Raw genomic sequence first — 14,525 nt, 5'->3', positions numbered from 1 at the left:
ACACCCAGAGAGAGTTCCTACCAATGCGGTTTGAGATCGTCGAACGCGACGAGATGTGGGTCGCCGGACTGCCGGTGCGCAGCCCCAAACGGGCCCTCGGCGAACTGCGTGATCACGATCTCGAGGTGGCCTGGGCCGCGGTCCTGCATCAGGAGCTGGGCGGCCCGCTGGCCTCGGCGTACATCGACTACGCGGCCGATCTGAACACCTACAACACCCAGATCGTCGGCTACCAGTGCGAGTCGTTCGACGAGGTCACCCGCGGTCACATCGTGGCCAGGCTGCCGCGCGGCACCTACGCTCGCTTCTCCTCGGTCGGCAGTTTCCCGCAGGTGATGACGGATCTGTGGACGCAGATCGCCTTCGCCGAGGAACACAAGTACATCCGGCGCACCCACACGGGGGATTTCGAGACGTACCCGCACGCCTACAAGATCGAGCTGTACCTGGCGGTGGAGCCCTCGTGACCTACTCGATCGTTGTCCGGCCCGGTGGCGTGTACGGCGGGCTCGTGGTGCCGCGGGTACGCCCGTCGTTCAAGGTCAGCAACAGCGACCTCATCGAATTCCTGCGCGACCGGTTGCGCGATCGTGATGGTGATCCTCGTCCCCTCGCGACCGTCTACGTGCCCGATCCGGCCGGGAATTACAACGTTGTCGTCGCCTACGAGTACCGCACTCCCGATGACGCGCCCGCGGGCGATGTACTGATCCGGGTGCCCAAGGGCGTGTACGCCCGATTCCAGCCCAACGGCGACTACCACGACCCCGCCGAAGACGTATGGGCCCAGGTAGACGACGCGACGGCGTCCGCGGAGATCACCCGTGCCTACCGCGAGGAGATCGAGATCTGGTCCGGCCCCGCCGAGTTGGAGCTCTTCATCTCGATCCTGATCTGATTGCTGATTGTTAGCCAATTGAGAACCAACCGGTCTTGTCATTGGGTTACATGACTGATAGCAATGGTTTGACCAGGGGTGATTTCTAGATGTCCATTCGGGTTTCGGGAGATTTGCCGGACGCCTGGACAATTTCTTGCGGCTGGCGGATACTCCCTAGGTGCCTGTACCGGGTGCGGTTGATACATGACCGTATCGGTCGGGGGCTCGGGAGTAGCGCGGGGGCCCGCGCAGCAACGGAGTAGGGAACTGTATGGCTGTGGAAGTAGTCGCAGTCGTCCCGTCGGATTTGGGCGATGAGGACTTGCTGCGATTCCAGGATGCGTCGTCGGGGTGCACCTTCTGGATAGGTACACCGCACGCGCATCCCGGCCTGTGGCGCCGGAACATGGCGGGTGCGCTGCGCGCTTACCGGCGGTACGGAGTCGAAGCCGCGCTCGATTACGACAAAACTGCCGATGGTCGTTCCAGCGCACTCTTCGTCACGGCAATCGACGCTTTCGGAGAAGTGGTCGCGGGCTTGCGAGTTCAGGGCCCTTACACCCATGTGGACGAGGTCAACGCACTTTCCGCCTGGTCCGGACATCCCGGGGAAACCGCACTGCGTAAACGGGTTGCCGATCGGATACCGCAGGGTGTCGTCGAGGTGAAAGCTGTGTGGGCCGATCGGTCCCTGGACCGCATCCAGCGCCGCTCGCTCGGCGCCGCCCTGGACCGGTGCGTTGTGCACGTCACCAACCTGCTGGACGCTCGGTACGGCTTCGTCACAGCCGGCGAGCACGCCGCGTCGGGTTATCGCACCAGCGGGGCGCGTTCGGACTGGTGGATTCCGGCGGTACCGTTCCCCGACCAGCGTTATCGGACTATTCCACTGTGGTGGGACATGGAGTCCTACCGGTCAGTAGCTGACGAGTCGCAGCTCGCCCTGATCGATGCGGAACACATAGCCCTTTCGGCCGGTGGTGACCAACTGACGGCCGATCTGTCCGGTATCGGAGGAACCGCCTAGATATGAATCCCGACAATGCCGCGGTTGCGTCCTATCGACCGCAGTTTTTCGATGAATCCGATGCGCGGGATGCGCGCCGGCTGGCCGAATTGCGGGCCGACGCCACAATCGAATTCACGGATTTACGGGATTCGCTCGGCAAGGAATTCGCGGAATTGGTCGCGCCGCCCGAATTGTCGGAAGGACCGGAAGCGGATCGGTGGGTTTTCTACCCCTGGCGCAATTCGGTTGTCGGACTACCCGGGCCGGAATTGCTACGAACGGTTCGATTGGATCGAAACCGCAACAAACTGACGCGAGCCGAACAACAAGAACTCGTGAAACAGACAATTGGAGTCGTCGGCCAGAGCGTCGGACACGCCATTGCGCACACGCTCGCCATGGAAGGTAGCTGCGGCCGAATCAAGCTGGCCGACTTCGACACCATCGAGCTCGCGAACCTGAACCGAATTCCCGGTTCCCTCTTCGATATCGGCGTCAACAAAGCCGTGGTCACCGCGCGCAGGATTGCTGAGATCGATCCCTACCTGCCGGTCGAGGTCTTCACCGACGGTCTGACCGACGCGAACGTCGACGCCTTCTTCGAGGGCCTCACCATCGTGGTCGAGGAGTGCGACTCCCTCGATATCAAGCTCGCTGTCCGCGAAGCCGCACGGCGCTATGAGATTCCGCTGCTGATGGAGACCAGCGACCGCGGCCTGCTCGATATCGAGCGCTTCGACCTCGAGCCCACGCGCGAACCCTTTCACGGTCTGCTCGGCGGCGTCGGCCGGGCGGATCTGCGCGGCCTCAGCACCCGCGACAAGGCCCCGTACGTGGTGCGCATTCTCGACGCCTTCGGACTCTCCGACCGATTCGCCGCCAGCCTGGTCGAAATCGACCAAACCCTGGACAGCTGGCCGCAACTCGCGGGCGACGTGCAACTCGGCGGCGCGACCGTGGCCGCGGCCGTCCGCCGGCTCGGGCTCGGCGGCGCGCTGCCCTCGGGCCGCACCCGGGTCGACCTGAGCACCAGCCTCGACGCCATCGCCGAGCCCGAACCCGTCACCGAGCTGGTCTGGCCCGCACAGGACGTCCGGGCGGTGCCGCAGACCGACGTGGACGCCGTGCTGGCCTGCGCACAGCTCGCGCCCTCCGGCGGCAACGTGCAGCCCTGGAAGCTGCGCCGCGAGCCCGCGGCCATCGTCATCGAACTCGATCCCGCCCGGTCCTCGGGCATGGACATCGGTTATCGCGGCAGCGCGGTCGCGGTCGGCGCGGCGCTGTACAACGCGCGGGCCGCCGCGGCCGCGCGCGGCCTGCTCGGCGAATCGGAACTGCGGGCCGGCGCCCCCGGCCGGCACAGCATCGATCGCGCGCCGCTGACCGCGGTCCTGCACTTCAGCGATTGGAGCGAACCGGAGCTGGCCCGCGCCTACCCGGATCTGCTCACCCGCGTGACCAACCGGCGCCTGGGCACGGGCGAGCCCGCCGACCCGGGCGTGCTGCATCAGCTGGCCACCACCGCCGCCAAGGCCGAGGGCGGGCTGCGCTGGATCGCCGATCCCGGCGACCTGGAGACCGCCGCGATCCTGCTGGCCGCCTCCGACCAGTACCGCTACCTCACCCCGGTCCTGCACGCGGAGATGTTCTCCGAGCTACGCTGGCCGGCCGACGACCTGCGCACGGGTCTGGACCTGCGCACCATGGAGTTCGCCCCGGACGAGTTCGCCAAGCTCGACATAGCGCGCCGCGCCGATGTGATGGATCGAATTCGGGAGTGGAACGGCGGTGTCGCGCTGGGTGAGCCGACCCTCGATCGGGTGCGCTCGGCCTCGGCCCTGGCGGCGGTCACCTTCCCCACGCCATCCCTCGGTGATCCGGCCGAATTGATCGCCTACGCCCGTGCCGGGGAGACCCTGCAGCGGGTCTGGATAGAGGCGCAGCGGCACGGCCTGACCGTGCAGCCGATGTCGCCGGTGTTCCTGTTCGCCCGACGAACCGAGGATCTACGCACGGTTTCCCCGGAGTTCGCCGATACACTAACGTCACTTCAAGGCCGTTTCCTGGACCTGTTGGGAGTGCCCGAGCACGAGACCGTGGCGTTGGTACTTCGCCTGAGCTATGCGGCGGAGGTCACGGCCCGGAGCCGGCGGCTCCCGATACCGGGTGCGGAAAGCCGCTGATGGGATCGGAGACAAGGTGCCTCGGCAGACGCTCGACTCACTGGTAACCCAGGTTGCCTCCGAGTTGATGGGTGTCGACGCCACCACGATGGTGGCGGCGAGTGAGCGGGTGCTGTCCTGGCTTGTCACTCATTTCGATGTCGACTTCAGCTATCTACGGCACACCGATCGGGAGCGCCGTGCCTCCATCCTGATCGCGGAGTGGCCGCGACGCGCCGTGAACATCGACCCGGATCCGCTGCGCGTCACCTACTTCGAGAGCGCGGACTCGGTCTTCGCCCGGCTCGAGCACGCCACCGAGCCGCTCATCGTGCGGCCCATTCCCGAGCACGCGGACTACCAGCAGACCATCCACCTGTCCTCCGGCATTCCGCAGGTGTCCATGGCCGCGGTGCCGCTGGTCTCGCGGGACGAGTCGACCGGGGTGCTCGGCTTCGTCAAAGAGGGCGACCGCGAGTGGAGCACGCGAGAACTCAATGTGCTCAAGGCGATTGCCGCGCTGTTCGCGCAGCTGCAGGCGCGCGTGGTGGCCGAGGAGCGGCTGCGCTACATAGCCATGCACGATGATCTGACCGGGCTGGCCAATCGCCGGGCGCTGCTCGAGCACATGGAGGACAGGCTGCGCGCGGGCAGTCCCGGGCCGGTGGCCGCGTTCTTCCTGGATCTGGATCGGCTGAAGGCGCTCAACGACTTCCTGGGCCATACCGCGGGCGACAATTTCATCCGCACCCTGGCCACCCGGCTGCGCGATCACCTCGATCGCGGTGACATGATCGCGCGCCTGGGCGGCGACGAATTCGTCATCGTCCCGGCCAAGCCGATGGACGCGGTCGCCGCCGATCTCGAGGCCACCCGCATCCAGCAGCTCATCGCGCGCCGGGTCACCGTGGGCGGGGAGACCGTCAGCCGCGGCGCGAGTGTCGGTGTGGCGGTGGGTATTCCGGGTGAGACCACGGTCGCCGACGTGCTGCGCCGGGCCGATCACGCGCTGCTGTCGGCCAAGTCCAGCGGCGGCAACGGGGTCGCGGTCTTCACCGACGCCATGCGCGCGCAGTTCGAACTCCAGGACGATGTGGAGCTGAACCTGCGCGGCGCGGTCTCGGACGGCTCACTGCTGCTGCACTATCAGCCGGAAGTGGATCTGCGCACGGGCCGGGTCGTGGCGCTGGAGGCGCTGGTGCGCTGGCAGCATCCCACCCGCGGACTGCTCCCGCCGGGCGCGTTCGTCGGCGTCGCGGAGGCCACCAACCTCGCGGGTGAGCTGGGGCGCTGGGTGATTCGCTCGGCGTGTGAGCAGTTCGCGCAGTGGCGCAAGCGCGGGCTGGCCTCGAACGTGGTCATCCGCATCAACGTGTCGCCGGTGCAGTTGGTGAGCCTGGACTTCGTGGAGACCATGGAGGGCATCCTGCGCCGCTACGGCATCGACGGCAGCTCGGTCTGCCTGGAGATCACCGAGCACGTGGTGGTGCAGGATCTCGCGCGCACCCAGGTCACCCTGCGCGGGCTCAAGCGCATGGGCGTGCAGATCGCCATCGACGACTTCGGCACGGGGTATTCCTCGCTCTCGCATCTCAAGGCGCTGCCGGTGGACGCGGTCAAGATCGACCGTGGTTTCGTGCAGCGGCTCGGCGCCAGCGCCGACGATCTGGCCATCGTCAAATCCATTGTGGGACTGGCCGGTTCCTTCGGCCTCGGGGTGGTCGGCGAAGGGGTGGAGACCACGGTCGCCGCCCGGACCCTGGTGGCGCTGGGATGCTATCGGGCACAGGGCTTCCTGATCGCGCGGCCGATGCCGGCCGATGAGGTGGCCGAGCATCTGGCGGCCGGCCGGATCGCGCTGGACCTGGATCTTCCGGGCGCCGGGCGTCCCGGCGCGCCCTAGAAATTGGGGGCGGGCTCTGGGCGTCGATGCTCGCGGGAGCGCGCTACCGCGTAGTAGCGTGCGGGGAATAACAGGGGCAATCCATCGAGGGATGTGGGAACCGGCGTGCGTGATCGAAGCTTCAGCGGCAAGAAGACTCTGATTACCGGGGCCGCCAGCGGCATCGGTCGTGCCACGGCCACCGCGGCGGCGAGCCGGGGGGCGCGCCTGGTGCTCACGGACGTGAACGCCGAGGGACTGGACTCGACCGTGGCCCTCATCCGCGCGCAGGGCGGCATCGTGGATTACGCGCAGGCCCTGGACGTCAGCGACTACGACGCGGTCACCGCCTTCGCCGGGCAGGTGCGCGAGCGGGTCGGCGATTCGATGGACGTGGTCATGAACGTCGCGGGCGTCTCGGTCTGGGGGACCGTGGAGAACCTCGAGCACAAGCACTGGAAGCGCATGGTGGACGTCAACCTCATGGGCCCCATCCACGTGATCGAGAATTTCGTGCCGCCGATGGTCGCGGCCGGGCGGGGCGGGTCGCTGGTCAACGTGTCCTCCGCGGCCGGGCTGCTGGCGCTGCCCTGGCACGCGGCCTACAGCGCGAGCAAGTTCGGCCTGCGCGGGGTCTCGGACGTGCTGCGGTTCGATCTGGAGCGGCACGACATCTCCGTGCACCTGGTGGTGCCGGGCGCGGTGGACACCCCGCTGGTACACAGCGTCGACATCGTCGGCGTCGACCGGGAGGACCCGCGAATTCAGGCGTGGATCAGCCGTTTTCGCCGGCACGCGAAATCGCCGGAGGACGTGGCCAAGTCGATTCTGCGCGGGGTCGAGAAGAACCGCTACCTGGTGCACACCCAGTTCGACATCCGGTTCGGCTACTGGTGGGCGCGCAAGTTCGCCTGGCCCTACGAGTTCGCCATGCGCAAGGCCAACGGCCTGTTCACGACGTTTCTGCCAAGGGGCTGACGCAGCCGGTCGAGGTGTCGACGCACGGCTCGGCGGCCTGCGGCTCGGTGACGTGCACGTCCAGCACACGCGCGCCCGGGCCGTCGTCGCCCATGTGGTCGTGCGCGTTGACGATCTTGCAGGTGCCCAGGGACAGGCAGCCGCAGCCGATGCAGCCGGTGAGACTGTCGCGCAAGCGAATCAGCTGCTCGATGCGCTCGTCGAGATCGGTGCGCCAGGCGGTGGACAGCGCCTCCCAGTCGCGGCGGGTGGGGGTGCGGCCGTCGGGCAGCCGGTCCAGCGCGCCGCGGATTTCGCCGAGCGGAATTCCGACACGCTGTGAGATGCGGATGAAGGCCAGCCGGCGCAGGGTTTCCCGGGGGTAGCGGCGCTGGTTGCCACTGGTTCGGCGGGCTGTGATCAAACCCTCACGTTCGTAGAAATGCAAGGCGGACACCGCAACTCCGGCGCGTTGTGCCAGCTGGCCCGGTGTCAACTCCTTCGCCTGCCACGGGGTGGTCTGCATAGCTGAAGGTTACTCGAGGTTTTTCCCGGCGTCGAATTGCATGCCATCTCTGTCCCGGGCAACTACCGTCAGATCATGGGAATCAAGGCTGCGCCCCCGGCGCGACCGCTTTCCGTGACCTCGGAGGTCGGCGCACTGCATACGGTGCTCCTGCATCGACCCGGCGACGAGTTGCGCCGTCTGACCCCGCGCAACAACGATCAGCTGCTCTTCGACGCCATCCCGTGGGTGGAGCGGGCGCAGCAGGAGCACGACACCTTCGCCGAGGTGTTGCGCGGTCGTGGCGTGGAGGTGTTGCTGCTGGCCGATCTGCTGACCCAGACCATCGGGGTCAGCGGCGCCGCGCGCATCCAGGGCATCTCCGGTGCGGTGGACGCGCGCCGGCTCGGCCACGCCCTGGCCGACGAGCTGGCCGCCTATCTGCGCACCGTGCCCGCGCCGGAGCTGGCGCAGATCCTGATGTCCGGGATGACCTTCGACGAGCTGCCGTTCGGGAACACCGCCTCGCTGGTGCGGCGCATGCACCACGGGCACGACTTCGTCATCGATCCGCTGCCCAACCTGCTGTTCACCCGCGACTCCTCGTTCTGGGTCGGGCGGCGGGTGGCGATCACCTCGCTCGCCCTGCCCGCGCGGGCGCGCGAGACCTCGCTGACCGATCTCATCTACGCCTTCCATCCCCGCTTCCTCGGCGTGCGCCGGGCCTACGAATCGCACACCGCGCCCATCGAGGGCGGCGACGTGCTGCTGCTGGCCAAGGGCGTGGTCGCGGTGGGGGTGGGCGAGCGCACCACCCCGGCGGGCGCGGAAGCGCTGGCGCGCAGCCTGTTCGAGGACGATCTGGCCCACACCGTGCTGGTGGTGCCGATCGCCCAGACCCGGGCCACCATGCATCTGGACACCGTCTGCACCATGGTCGACGTGGACGCGGTGGTCATGTACCCGGCGGTGCAGGATTCCCTGTGCGCGTTCACCATTCGCAAGGAGGCGGACGGGACGGTGACCATGCTCGGCCCGGATCCGTTCCTGCCCGCCGCCGCCGAGGCCATGGGGATCGAGAAGCTGCGCGTCATCGACACCGGTCTCGACGGGGTCACCGCCGAGCGCGAACAATGGGACGACGGCAATAACACCCTCGCCCTGGCGCCGGGCGTGGTGATCGCCTACGAACGCAACGAGATGACCAATGCGCGCCTGGTCGACGCCGGCATCGAGGTGCTGCCCATTCCGGGATCCGAACTGGGCTCGGGCCGGGGCGGACCACGGTGCCTGTCCTGCCCGCTGTCGCGTGACGAGGTGTGAGAAGACATGCTCGACATACCGGTCGACCACCATTCGACGGTTCCGCCGTACGAGCAACTGCGCCAGGGCATCGTGGCCCGGGTGCGTTCCGGGGAGCTGGCGGCGGGAACCAAGATACCGACGGTGCGCGCACTGGCCGCGCATCTGAAGCTGGCCCCCAACACGGTGGCTCGCGCCTATCGGGAGCTGGAACAGGACGGGGTGCTCGAAACCCGGGGCAGGCTGGGCTCTTTCATCGCGTCCTCGGGTGACCCGACCCGCGATGTGGCCGGGCGCGCGGCGACCGAGTACGTCGCGGTCATCCGCCGCCTCGGTCTCGACGACGAGGCCGCGGTGCGGTATCTGCGTGCGGCGCTGGGGGAGAGCCGGGGCTAGCGCCAGCTGTCCAGCCAGAGCCGGTCGTGCCAGTCCGCCGGGGTGATCGGCATGCCGGTGAGGATCGGCCACAGCCAGATGAAGTTGGCGATCACCAGCGCCAGATAGATGCACACCAGGAGCAGGCCCAGGCCCTGGCGTTCGCTGGGCGGGGTGAACTGCTGCCAGTGCGGCGAGCCGGACAGCCTGCGGCCGCGGGGCGGGGCGTGCCCGAGGATGTCGCCCAGGGCCAGGGCCACACCCATCACCAGGAAGGGCGCGAGCGGCAGCGCGTAGAAGAAGTACATCTGCCGGTCCAGGGTCAGGAACCAGGGCAGCAGTCCCGCGCCGTAGCCGACCAGGACGGCCGCGTAGCGCCAGTCGCGGCGCACGATGCTGCGCCACAGCGCCCAGGCGAGCATGGGTAGCGCCAGCCACCACAGCGCGGGCGTGCCGATCAGCATGACGGCCTTCACGCATTGCGATGCGTCGCAACCGGTCACGTTGGTGTCGGCGTAGTAGTAGAGCATGGGGCGCAGGCCCATCGGCCAGGTCCACGGCTTGGATTCCCACGGGTGGTGGTTGCCCGCGGAGTTGGTGAGCTCCTTGTGGAAGGTCAGGACCTCGCCGCCGTAGAACCACAGCGAGCGCAGGGCGGCGGGCACCCAGGAGAACATGCCGTCGTTGCCGACGCGCACCCCGACCGCGTACCGGTCGTAGCCGGTCTCGTTGGCGAACCAGGCCCAGAAGGTCATGAGGTAGACCGCGATCGGCACGATGGCCAGGGCGTAGAAGGCCGGTCCGAGATCGCGGACCGCGGTGCCGGCCCAGGGGCGCCGGACCCGGTACCCGCGGCGCGCGGACAGGTCGAAGGCCAGGCTCAGGGCGGCGAAGGCGACCACGAAGTAGATGCCGGACCATTTGGTGCCGCAGGCGAGCCCGAGCAGGACGCCCGCGCCGAATCGCCACCAGCGCACGCCGAATCGCGGTCCGTACTCGCTGTCGTCCAGGCGGCCCTCGGCGGCGACCAGGGCCATGCGCGCGCGTATCTCGTCGCGGTCGACGATGAGGCAGCCGAAGGCCGCGACCACGAACAGCGTCTGGAAGATGTCGAGCATGCCCAGGCGGGAGGAGACGAAGGTGACCCCGTCGACGATGAGCAGGATGCCCGCGAACGCCCCGATCAGGGTGGAGCGGGTCATGCGCCGGGTTATGCGAATCACCAAGAGCACCAGGATGGTTCCGCAGATCGCGGCGGTGAAGCGCCAGCCCCAGCCGTTGTAGCCGAAGATGGCCTCGCCGATGGCGATCATCTGCTTGCCCACCGGCGGGTGCACGACCAGCCCGTAGCCGGGATTGTCCTCGGTGCCGCCGCCGGTCAGGACCTGCCAGCCCTGCGGGGCGTAGTGCTTCTCGTCGAAGACCGGGGTCTTGGCGTCGGTGGGGTAGCCCAGCATGATGAAGCGGGTCAGCGCGGCCACCGTGGTCAGCACGATCGTGACGACCCAGCCGCGTGCCCAGTCGGTGGGCCCGTATTCGGCTGACGGTCGTAGTGGCGCGGGACTCGACAACGCCACCCCCGCCTCACTCGCTGGCGGTCGCGCCTCGGTCACCTGGGTCACGCCCCCGATGTTATGCGGTCACCGCCCGGCCGGTCGCGCCCCGGTGAGTCCGGCGGCGCGCCCGCACGGGCGGTTCGCCATCCCGCCGGGCTCGCGTCGGCTCGGGTCGCCGGAGATGCCGCTGGTTCGGCGGGTTCGTAGTCGGCTGGCGCTCGCCGGGTGCGTGCCACCCGCACGCCGCGCTGGGCACGGTGATGCGGGAACTGCCCCGCGCCGGGCGGTTCGCCGCACGCCGACGGTCGATCGCCGCGGTGGCGCACGGCCGCCCGGGCGGTGCGGCGGCCCGCCGTATGCTGGGCGAGCGCCGGGATGCGGGCGCTGCCCGCCGCCGTTCGCGCGGCGGCCGGAACCACGACGAACGGGAGTGCGATGAGTGCGGAGCCGATCCGAGCCGGACGGCTGGTGCTCGCCGCTACGCCCATGGGCGACATCGGTGACGCCTCGCAGCGGCTGCGGGACGCGCTGGGGTCGGCGGAGATCGTCGCCGCCGAGGACACCCGCCGGACCCGGTCGCTGGCCAAGGCGCTCGAGGTGGAGATCACCGGGCGGGTGGTCAGCTTCTACGACCATGTCGAGACCGCGCGCATCCCGATGCTGCTCGAGGAGATCGAGTCCGGCCGCACGGTGCTGCTGGTGACCGACGCGGGCATGCCGTCGGTGAGCGATCCCGGCTACCGCATGGTCGCGGCCTGCGTGGAGCGCGACCTGCCGATCACCTGCCTGCCCGGCCCGTCGGCGGTGACCACCGCGCTGGCGCTGTCCGGGCTGCCGGTGGAGCGCTTCTGCTTCGACGGTTTCGCCCCGCGCAAGTCCGGCCAGCGCAAGGAGTGGCTGCGCACCCTGGCGACGGAGTCCCGCGCCTGCGCCTTCTTCGAGGCCCCGCACCGCCTGGCCGACTGCCTGGCCGACGCGGTGGAGGTGCTCGGCCCCGACCGCCGCGGCGCGGTCTGCCGCGAGCTCACCAAGACCTACGAGGAGGTCGTGCGCGGCACCCTGGCCGAGCTCGCCGCCTGGGCGGTCGAGGGCGCGCGCGGTGAGATCACCGTGGTACTCGAAGGCGCACAACCGGTTTCGATGGATCCGGCCGACCTGGTGGAACGGGTGGAGGCCCTGGCCGCCGCCGGCCTGCGCCTGAAGGACGCCTGCGCCGAGGTTTCCCAGAACACGGGCACCGCCCGCAAGGCGCTGTACGACGCGGTACTCGCCGCTCGCGCCGCGGAGTAGCCACGCGCCCAGCTCACGAGTGATCGGCGCGAGCCACCCCGGCCCGCTTCGCCGGGCCATTCATCGTGCCCGATGAGAGCGCCCGCTGCCCCACACCCCGCCGCTGCCCCCGGCAATTGCCGGTCTTCTTCTCGTCGCCTGCCGCCGGAAGCGGCTCTGTTACCTGTTGGGCGCGAGCGGGTTCGCGCCCGGCCGGTTCGGGCCTGGGCCGGCGGGGAGTCGGTGACGTTCGGGCGGGCTGCGCGAGCTCAGCGTTTGCGAGCGCGGGCCTGTTTGGTCAGTTCGGTGATCCGGTCGGGGCGTTTCGCGCCGTTCAACTCGGCCACGAGTTCGTCCGGGCACAGTTCGTAGAGGTCGCCCCACCAGCGGCGAATCTTGTTGTCCCGGATGCGGTATCCGCCGGGGACGCCGCGCGGGACGAAGCGGCGGCCGATCAGACGGCCCTGGACTCTTCGGTTTTCACGAGCGGCTGCACCTCCGTGCTGCGGGGGCCGGGGCGGAACGGGGTCCACCAGTTGGCCGGTCCCATCAGCTTCACCAGCGCGGGGACCAGGAGCATGCGGACCAGCGTCGCGTCGATGACCAGGGCGATCACCATTCCGAGGCCGAGGAACCGCATGGGGGTCAGCGGGGAGATCGTGAACGCGCCGGTGATCAGCACCAGAAGTGTTGCGGCGGCGGTGATCACGCGGGCCGTCTGGACCGTGCCGACGCGCACCGCTTCCTCGGTGTCCGCACCGGCGTCGTGCGCCTCCACCATGCGTGAGAGCAGGAAGACCTCGTAGTCGGTGGAGAGGCCGAAGACCACCGCGATGATCAACACCAGCATCCCCGCCGAGAGTGGTCCGGGACTGACGCCCAGCGCATCTGCCAGGTGGCCCTGATCGAATATCCAGGTCAGCACGCCGAAAGTGGCCGCGAGACTGAGGAAGGCCATGAGCACCGCCTTGACCGGCAGCACCACCGAGCGGAAGGCCAGCGCCAGCATCAGCAGCGTCACGCTCACCATGACCACCAGCATCAGCGGGAGCTTGGAGAGCACGGCGGTGACGCTGTCCGCGGTCACCGCGCTTTCGCCGCCGACCTGCAGTTCCGCGCCGTCGAGGCGAATCTCCCGAATGGATTTCACGATGTCCTGCGCGGCGGGGGAGCGGTCGGGTGCGGCCAGCGCGGTATGGATGATGGCCGCGTCCTCGCGGGTACCCAGCGACAGCGCCTGGCGCACACCGGGAACCGCGCTCAGCTCGCGCAGGGCGACACTGATGTGCGCGGGAGTCGGTGTCCCGCCGCCGGTTTCGCGCAGCAGCACGGTCGCACCGCTGTTCGCGGCGGGGAAGTTCGCCGCCAATTCCTCCACCGCGACGCGGGTTTCGTTGCCCGCGGGCAGCGCGGTGTGGTCGATGTCGCCCAGGCGCACGCTGGTCAGCGGCGCGGCCAGCACGAGCAGCAGCGCGCCCACGGCGATGGCGACGGTGCCGGGACGGCGCATGACGGCGGTGACGACCCGGCCCCAGAAGCGCTGCGCGCGCGCCTCGGCGTGCTCGAAAGCGTCGGCGCGCCAGCTCCATTTGCCCACGCGCGGGCCGAGCAGCACCAGGATGGCGGGCAGCACGGTCAGCGAGAGCAGCGCGGCCAGGGCGACCGCCGCCATGGCCCCGAAGCCGAGCGAGCGCAGCACCGCATGCGGGAAGACGAAGGTGCCGGCGAACGCGCACATGAGCAGCAACGCCGAGAACAGCACGGTGCGCCCGGCGGTGGCAAGTGTGCGGGTCAGCGCCTCGGGCACGGTGCGGCCCGCCGCCAGTTCCTCACGGAAGCGACTGACCACGAAAAGCCCGTAGTCGATGGCCAATCCGAGCCCGAGCAGCGACACCACGTTCATGGCGAAGATGCTGACCTCGGTGAACCGGGCGATGAGCCCGACCGCGCCGAGCGCGCCGATGACGGCCAGCGTGCCGACCAGCACCGGCAGCAGCGCGGCCACCACCCCGCCGAAGACCAGCACCAGCACGATGGCGGTGAGCGGAATCGAAATGGATTCGGCGATCACGAGATCGCGGCGCGACTGGTTGCTGATGGTGTCCGCGAGCGCGCTGTAGCCGGTCAGCTGCGTCTCGACGCCCGGTACCCGAAGGTGTTCCGCGATATCGGGATACACCGCGATGCGCCGGTTGTCGTCGCCGGCCGCGAACACCGCGGCCACCGCCTGCCGCCCGTCGGGCGAGCGCAGGTACTGCTGCCGCGTGCTGTTCCAGTAGGTTTCGACCGGGCGATCCAGCAGTGCCGGATCGATGCGCTGCACCGACTCGAGCACGCGCGGGCCGATGTCGGCCAGCGTCTGCCCCTCCGGCGCGGTGTAGATGGCGAGGATGTCCGGGTTCTGCGGTCCGAGCTGCTCTTTCACCCAGCGATCGACCGCGCTGGATTCGCTTGCCGGATCACTGAATCCGGCCGCACTGACCTTGTCCGCCAGGCCGGTCGCGAAGAGCCCGCACGCGAGCGCGAACAGGATCGCCGCCGCAAGAACCGTCTTCGGCCACGAAACAACCAGCCGCGCCCAGGTGTTCATCGGTTCACAACTCCGTTTCGGTGGTGCCGAGATTCGTG

Annotated in this window: 12 protein-coding genes; 9 read left to right on the top strand and 3 right to left on the bottom strand. The window is 69.0% G+C overall.

Going from position 1 to position 14,525, the window contains the following annotated elements; genetic code table 11:
• Window positions 1–23: 23 nt before the first annotated feature.
• The 6 genes from ABZ319_RS06090 (at window position 24) to ABZ319_RS06065 (ending at window position 6,911) form a co-directional block, all read left to right on the top strand.
• Window positions 24–467, top strand: coding sequence for a GyrI-like domain-containing protein (locus tag ABZ319_RS06090; RefSeq protein ID WP_354985222.1), 444 nt, complete (start codon window positions 24–26; stop codon window positions 465–467).
• Window positions 464–898 carry an effector binding domain-containing protein gene (locus ABZ319_RS06085; RefSeq protein WP_354985221.1) on the top strand — a complete coding sequence of 145 codons (435 nt, stop codon included), beginning with the start codon at window positions 464–466 and terminating at the stop codon, window positions 896–898. Before ABZ319_RS06090 ends, ABZ319_RS06085 begins: the two co-directional genes overlap by 4 nt.
• Before the next feature lie 253 nt (window positions 899–1,151).
• Complete coding sequence (locus ABZ319_RS06080; RefSeq protein ID WP_354985220.1) at window positions 1,152–1,907, top strand: hypothetical protein; 756 nt, start codon at window positions 1,152–1,154, stop codon at window positions 1,905–1,907.
• A gap of 2 nt (window positions 1,908–1,909) precedes the next feature.
• Window positions 1,910–4,072: an Rv1355c family protein gene (locus tag ABZ319_RS06075; RefSeq protein WP_354985219.1), complete on the top strand. Its 2,163-nt coding sequence runs from the start codon at window positions 1,910–1,912 to the stop codon at window positions 4,070–4,072.
• Between the two features lie 16 nt (window positions 4,073–4,088).
• Window positions 4,089–5,954 carry a sensor domain-containing phosphodiesterase gene (locus ABZ319_RS06070; RefSeq protein ID WP_354985218.1) on the top strand — a complete coding sequence of 622 codons (1,866 nt, stop codon included), beginning with the start codon at window positions 4,089–4,091 and terminating at the stop codon, window positions 5,952–5,954.
• A 105-nt stretch (window positions 5,955–6,059) separates the two neighbouring features.
• The gene (locus tag ABZ319_RS06065; RefSeq protein WP_354985217.1) at window positions 6,060–6,911 is read left to right on the top strand and encodes an SDR family oxidoreductase; all 852 of its coding nucleotides are present in this window, start codon (window positions 6,060–6,062) and stop codon (window positions 6,909–6,911) included.
• Here ABZ319_RS06065 and soxR read toward each other — a convergent pair.
• Complete coding sequence (soxR, locus tag ABZ319_RS06060) at window positions 6,886–7,416, bottom strand: redox-sensitive transcriptional activator SoxR (protein ID WP_354985216.1); 531 nt, start codon at window positions 7,414–7,416, stop codon at window positions 6,886–6,888. The two genes, ABZ319_RS06065 and soxR, sit on opposite strands and share 26 nt — an antisense overlap.
• A 75-nt stretch (window positions 7,417–7,491) precedes the next feature.
• Here soxR and arcA point away from each other — a divergent pair, with 75 nt between their 5' ends.
• Both arcA and ABZ319_RS06050 read left to right on the top strand, forming a co-directional pair.
• The gene (gene arcA / locus ABZ319_RS06055) at window positions 7,492–8,718 is read left to right on the top strand and encodes an arginine deiminase (RefSeq protein WP_354985215.1); all 1,227 of its coding nucleotides are present in this window, start codon (window positions 7,492–7,494) and stop codon (window positions 8,716–8,718) included.
• A 6-nt stretch (window positions 8,719–8,724) separates the two neighbouring features.
• Window positions 8,725–9,093, top strand: a complete 369-nt coding sequence (locus tag ABZ319_RS06050) for a GntR family transcriptional regulator (protein ID WP_354985214.1) — start codon at window positions 8,725–8,727, stop codon at window positions 9,091–9,093.
• On the opposite strand, the gene ABZ319_RS06045 is transcribed toward ABZ319_RS06050, so the two are convergent.
• Window positions 9,090–10,694 carry a phospholipid carrier-dependent glycosyltransferase gene (locus ABZ319_RS06045; protein WP_354985213.1) on the bottom strand — a complete coding sequence of 535 codons (1,605 nt, stop codon included), beginning with the start codon at window positions 10,692–10,694 and terminating at the stop codon, window positions 9,090–9,092. The two genes, ABZ319_RS06050 and ABZ319_RS06045, sit on opposite strands and share 4 nt — an antisense overlap.
• Window positions 10,695–11,063: 369 nt before the next feature.
• On the opposite strand from ABZ319_RS06045, the gene rsmI reads away from it, so the two are divergent.
• Window positions 11,064–11,918, top strand: a complete 855-nt coding sequence (gene rsmI / locus ABZ319_RS06040) for a 16S rRNA (cytidine(1402)-2'-O)-methyltransferase (protein WP_354985212.1) — start codon at window positions 11,064–11,066, stop codon at window positions 11,916–11,918.
• 433 nt (window positions 11,919–12,351) lie between these two features.
• On the opposite strand, the gene ABZ319_RS06035 is transcribed toward rsmI, so the two are convergent.
• On the bottom strand, window positions 12,352–14,487 hold the full coding sequence (locus ABZ319_RS06035; RefSeq protein WP_354985211.1) for an MMPL family transporter: 2,136 nt from the start codon (window positions 14,485–14,487) through the stop codon (window positions 12,352–12,354).
• Window positions 14,488–14,525 lie beyond the last annotated feature (38 nt).

The sequence above is a fragment of the Nocardia sp. NPDC005978 genome (genome assembly GCF_040614455.1).
Classification (GTDB): domain Bacteria; phylum Actinomycetota; class Actinomycetes; order Mycobacteriales; family Mycobacteriaceae; genus Nocardia.
Note: the sequence above shows the minus strand (reverse complement) of the source record. Positions and strands in the feature narration are given on the sequence as shown.